This is a genomic window from Micromonospora sp. NPDC049580 (genome assembly GCF_040675595.1).
Lineage (GTDB): Bacteria > Actinomycetota > Actinomycetes > Mycobacteriales > Micromonosporaceae > Micromonospora.
The window spans coordinates 1-4,270 of record NZ_JBFAPG010000518.1; the positions used below are offsets into that span (position 1 = coordinate 1).

The window sequence follows — 4,270 nt, forward strand, 5'->3', positions numbered from 1 at the left end:
GGCATCACCCGATGCCGCCCCGCCGGCGTCTGCGTGCGTCAACTGGCGGTGGCGCGTACGGCTCGCTGGACGCGCCACCGGTAGGGTCTGGTCATGGCAGACCTGCTCACCGCGGACGCGGTGCGGAAAGAGCTGGGCGGGTTGGCCGACTGGTCGGGTGACCCGACCGGCATCGGCCGCACCGTTCAGCTCGGCAGTTTCCCGGACGCCATCGCGGTCGTGGACCGGGTGGCGGCGGTGGCCGAGGAGCTCGACCACCATCCCGACATCGACATCCGATGGCGGACCCTGACCTTCCGCTGTGTCACGCACTCGGCCGGCGGGGTCACCCACCGGGACATCGAGCTGGCCCGGCGGATTGACGACATCGTCCGGAGTGCGGCATGAGATTCGAGATCAGCAAGGTTCTGGACGCCATCGAGGGGCGGGTCTGCACCGACCCGTCGCTGGCCCGCGCGGTGCTCGACCTGGCCGAGATCATCCGCTACCAGGACATCGACGGTGGCCGGCCGGCGAGCCTGCTGCGCCTCGGCATGGTCATCGACGCGCTCTCCCGCGAGCTGGAGGAGGACAGCGTCCAGGTGTACGCCGTGGTGCACCGGGCGCTGCTCTCCGACGCCGACCTGACCTCCAACGAGCGGATGGTGGTTCGCCGCTGGGCCGACGACGGGCTCGTCGAGGTGCTCGACAACCCGGGGGACCGGATGCTGGAGGTCGCCGACCTGCTCGGCCTTCCGGTGCTCACCCGGGTGCGCTTCGACGGGCTGCGCGGGCGGTTCCCGTGGCTGGTCGAGCAGCCCGGCCGGGTGGTCGCCCCGGTGCCGGGCGCCGGTGGGCCGGTGTTCATCGCGCACGTCGGCGGCGGGCACGCCCCGGTGGCCGGCAAGCGTTCGCCGACCGGGGCGAAGCTGCTGGCCCGGCAGTGGCGCTGCCCCGAGTCGGGCTGCGCGTTGTTCGGCGGCGGTGGCGGGGGTGGCGCGTTCGCCGACCTGGCCGGCGGAGCGGACCGCAGCCCGGCCGCGCAGCCGCCGCCCTCGCTGCGCAACGGCGTGCCGACCTGCCCGCGGCACGGCGCGCGGCTCGGCGACGGCGGCCCGCGTCCGCGTACGGAGGTGTTGGCCGTGCGCGTGGGTGGCCTGGTGCGACGGCGGTTCGTGCTGAGCGAGGAGCAGCCGGTGGTGGCCGGCCGAGCGCCCGAGCAGGAGGGCGGGATCATGCTCGGCCAGTGGCTCAACGACGAGGCCCGGCGGTGGATCAGCCGGGGTCACGTCCGTTTCGAGCTGCGGGTCGGCGAGGTCATCGTGACCGACGTCAGCACCAACGGCTCCGGCATCCGGCCGGCCGGGTCGATGAACGAGGCGGACCGGATCCCCCTCGCCCCGCAGCAGTCCCGGGTGCTGGGCGAGAACGACATGATCGAGCTGTACCCCGGCGTGCAGATCGGCCGCGCCGAGGAGTTGCCAACCGGCGCCCCGTTCACCCCCACCTCGGTGATGGCCGAGGCCCCCACGATGGCCATGCGCCTACCCCGCCCCTAACACAAAAGGGCGGGCGCCGGGGGTTCCCGGCGCCCGCCTTTTGCCCAGCGCTGCCCCACCCCGCCGACCCCGGTTGATCATGAAGTTATTGCCACGACACGCCGCGGCAGCGGGCAACAACTTCATGATCAACGCGAGGGTCAGGCGGTCAGTACCTCCGCGAGCTGCGCCACCGCGAGGTCGATCTCTTCTTCGGTGATGACCAGGGGTGGGGCGAGCCGAATGGTGGAGCCGTGGGTGTCCTTGGCGAGGATGCCGCGCTGGGCGAGGCGCTCGCAGGCCTCCCGGCCGCTCATCAGGGCCGGGTCGATGTCCAGACCGGCCCACAGGCCGCGTACGCGTACCTCGACGAGGCCCTTGCCGACCAGCCCTTCCAGGCCGGCCCGGAGCCGCTCGCCCAGCTCGGCCGAGCGGCGCTGGAACTCGCCGGTGGCCAGCAGCCGGACGACCTCGATCGCCACCGCGCACGCGAGGGGGTTGCCGCCGAAGGTGGAGCCGTGCTGGCCGGGCTTGAGCACGCCGAGCACGTCGGCGTTCGCGGCCACCGCGGAGACGGGCACGATGCCGCCGCCGAGCGCCTTGCCGAGCAGGTACATGTCCGGCACGACGCCCTCGTGGTCACAGGCGAACGTCCGGCCGGTACGCCCCAGACCCGACTGGATCTCGTCGGCGATGAAGAGCACGTTCCGCTCGGTGCAGACCTGGCGTACGCCCGGCAGGTAGCCCTCCGGCGGCACCACCACGCCCTGCTCGCCCTGGATCGGCTCCAGCAGCACGGCCACGGTGTTCTCGTCGATCGCGGCGGTCAGCGCCTCCAGGTCGCCGTACGGCACGACAGTGAAGCCCGGGGTGTACGGCCCGAAGTCGGCGCGGGCGTCCTCGTCGGTGGAGAAGCTCACGATGGTGGTCGTCCGGCCGTGGAAGTTGCCCTCGGCGACCACGATGTTGGCCTGGCCCGGGGTGACGCCCTTGACCTGGTAGCCCCACTTGCGGGCCACCTTGATCCCGGTCTCCACCGCCTCCGCGCCGGTGTTCATCGGCAGCACGAGGTCCTTGCCGCACAGCTCGGCCAGTTCCCGGCAGAAGTCGGCGAACTGGTCGTGGATGAACGCGCGGCTGGTCAGCGTCAGCCGATCCAGTTGCGCGTGCGCGGCGGCGATGAGCTGCGGGTGCCGGTGGCCGAAGTTCAGCGCCGAGTAGCCGGCCAGGCAGTCCAGGTAGCGCTTGCCGTCCACGTCGGTGAGCCAGGCGCCCTCGGCGGACGAGATGACCACCGGCAGCGGGTGGTAGTTGTGCGCCGTCCAGCGCTCGGCGTCCCGGACCGCTCCCGGCGTACGCAGGATGTCATCCACGATCACTTGCTTGCCTTTCCCTGACGGAGTCGCAGCGTGCAGCACTTCGGTCCGCCGCCGGCCTTGAGCAGCTCGGACAGGTCGACACCGATGGTCTCGTAGCCCCGGTCGCGCAGCTTGGCGGCCAGGTCGGTGGCCTGCGCCGGCAGCACGACGTGCCGTCCGTCGCTGACCGCGTTCAGGCCCAGCACCTCGGCGTCGGCCATGGTGGCGTGCACCGCGTCGGGGAAGAGCCGGCGCAGCACGGCCTGGCTGCCGGGGGAGAACGCCTCCGGCAGGTACGCCACGGTCCGCTCGTCGAGCACGGTCAGCGCGGTGTCCAGGTGGTAGAAGCGCGGGTCGACGAGCTGCATGGTGATCACCGGGTAGCCGAAGACCTCCTGCAACTGGGCGTGCGAGGCGTGCGCCGTGCGGAAGCCGGTGCCGGCGAGCAGGTGGTCACCGGCCAGCAGGACGTCACCTTCGCCCTCGTTGACGTGCTTCGGGTCGTACATCTCGAAGCCGGCGGCCTCGAACCAGGCCCGGTAGGCCGGCGCCTCGTCGGCGCGCTGCGGGTCGCGGAACTGCACGGCCATCGCCTTGCCGTCGATCACGGTGCCGCCGTTGGCGGCGAAGACCATGTCGGGCAGGCCGGGCACCGGAGTGATCTCCTCGACGGTGTGGCCCAGGTCAAGGTACGTCTGGCGCAGCTGCTCCCACTGTCGGACGGCCAGCGCGGCGTCGACCGGAGCGCTCGGGTCCATCCACGGGTTGATCGCGTAGTCGACGGCGAAGTACGTCGGCCGGCACATCAACAGGCGCTGGCTGGTGGCGTCCATCGTCATTGTCCTGCTCCCAGGGGTCGGGCGCGCCCGGCCACCGTGGCCCACGGGCTGGCGCCGTTGCTCAACGGTATGCGGCGCGACCGGCAGGATCCACCACCAGAACTTGCGCAGACCGCAGATCCGTTGCGTGTGAGGCCTGCGCGGCCGCGATTCGTTGCGTAGATAGGCCGGTCAGGGCTGACTGGTGCTCCGCGTCACCCGACGTGGCCTGTGCGACGACACCGTCCGTGTGCGTGACACCGTCCGTCTGCGGGTCAACGTGCGGGCCGGCTGCGGGGGCAGTGGGCGCATCCTTTGCTCTGCTTCAGCGGAGGCAACACCTGCCGTCCGGTAATCGGACGCAACGTGTTGCCTGGGGTGAAGCAGAGCAAAGGACGAAAGGAGGAGGAAGGTGAGCCGGAAGGCAGGAGCGAGAAGGAAGAGGAGGAAGAGGAAGAAGGAGGCGGAGAGGGGCTCAAGAGAGGGAGCGGAGGGAGGCGCGGGTGCGCGCGCTGTCCCCTCTTGGAGACGGCCTGTGCGGACCCCGGACACACTTCAGGGGCGGCGAATCGCCGCC

4 protein-coding genes are annotated in these 4,270 nt (G+C 71.5%); 2 read left to right on the forward strand and 2 right to left on the reverse strand.

Annotated elements, in window-relative coordinates; all coding sequences use genetic code 11:
- Positions 1-93 precede the first annotated feature (93 nt).
- Together AB0J68_RS28215 and AB0J68_RS28220 are read left to right on the forward strand one after the other, a co-directional pair.
- Positions 94-387, forward strand: a complete 294-nt coding sequence (locus AB0J68_RS28215) for a 4a-hydroxytetrahydrobiopterin dehydratase (RefSeq protein ID WP_354860475.1) — start codon at positions 94-96, stop codon at positions 385-387.
- A complete protein-coding gene (locus AB0J68_RS28220; RefSeq protein ID WP_354860473.1) occupies positions 384-1,538 on the forward strand; it encodes an FHA domain-containing protein in 1,155 nt (384 codons plus the stop codon). Before AB0J68_RS28215 ends, AB0J68_RS28220 begins: the two co-directional genes overlap by 4 nt.
- Before the next feature lie 140 nt (positions 1,539-1,678).
- Here the strand turns inward: AB0J68_RS28220 and rocD are convergent, their stop codons facing one another.
- Both rocD and ddaH read right to left on the reverse strand, forming a co-directional pair.
- Positions 1,679-2,893 (reverse strand): ornithine--oxo-acid transaminase, encoded by a 1,215-nt coding sequence (rocD, locus tag AB0J68_RS28225; protein WP_363941432.1) that lies wholly within the window; start codon positions 2,891-2,893, stop codon positions 1,679-1,681.
- Entirely contained in the window at positions 2,893-3,708 is an 816-nt protein-coding gene (gene ddaH, locus AB0J68_RS28230; RefSeq protein ID WP_354860482.1) for a dimethylargininase, read from the reverse strand. The genes rocD and ddaH overlap by 1 nt, the downstream gene beginning before the upstream one ends.
- Between the last annotated feature and the right edge of the window lie 562 nt (positions 3,709-4,270).

What these genes read in the sequence shown, in the direction of transcription:
- ddaH (WP_354860482.1), bottom strand. Translation starts at nt 3,708, where the DNA reads ATGGACGCCACCAGCCAGCGCCTGTTGATGTGCCGGCCGACGTACTTC.
- AB0J68_RS28220 (WP_354860473.1), top strand. Translation starts at nt 384, where the DNA reads ATGAGATTCGAGATCAGCAAGGTTCTGGACGCCATCGAGGGGCGGGTC.
- AB0J68_RS28215 (WP_354860475.1), top strand. Translation starts at nt 94, where the DNA reads ATGGCAGACCTGCTCACCGCGGACGCGGTGCGGAAAGAGCTGGGCGGG.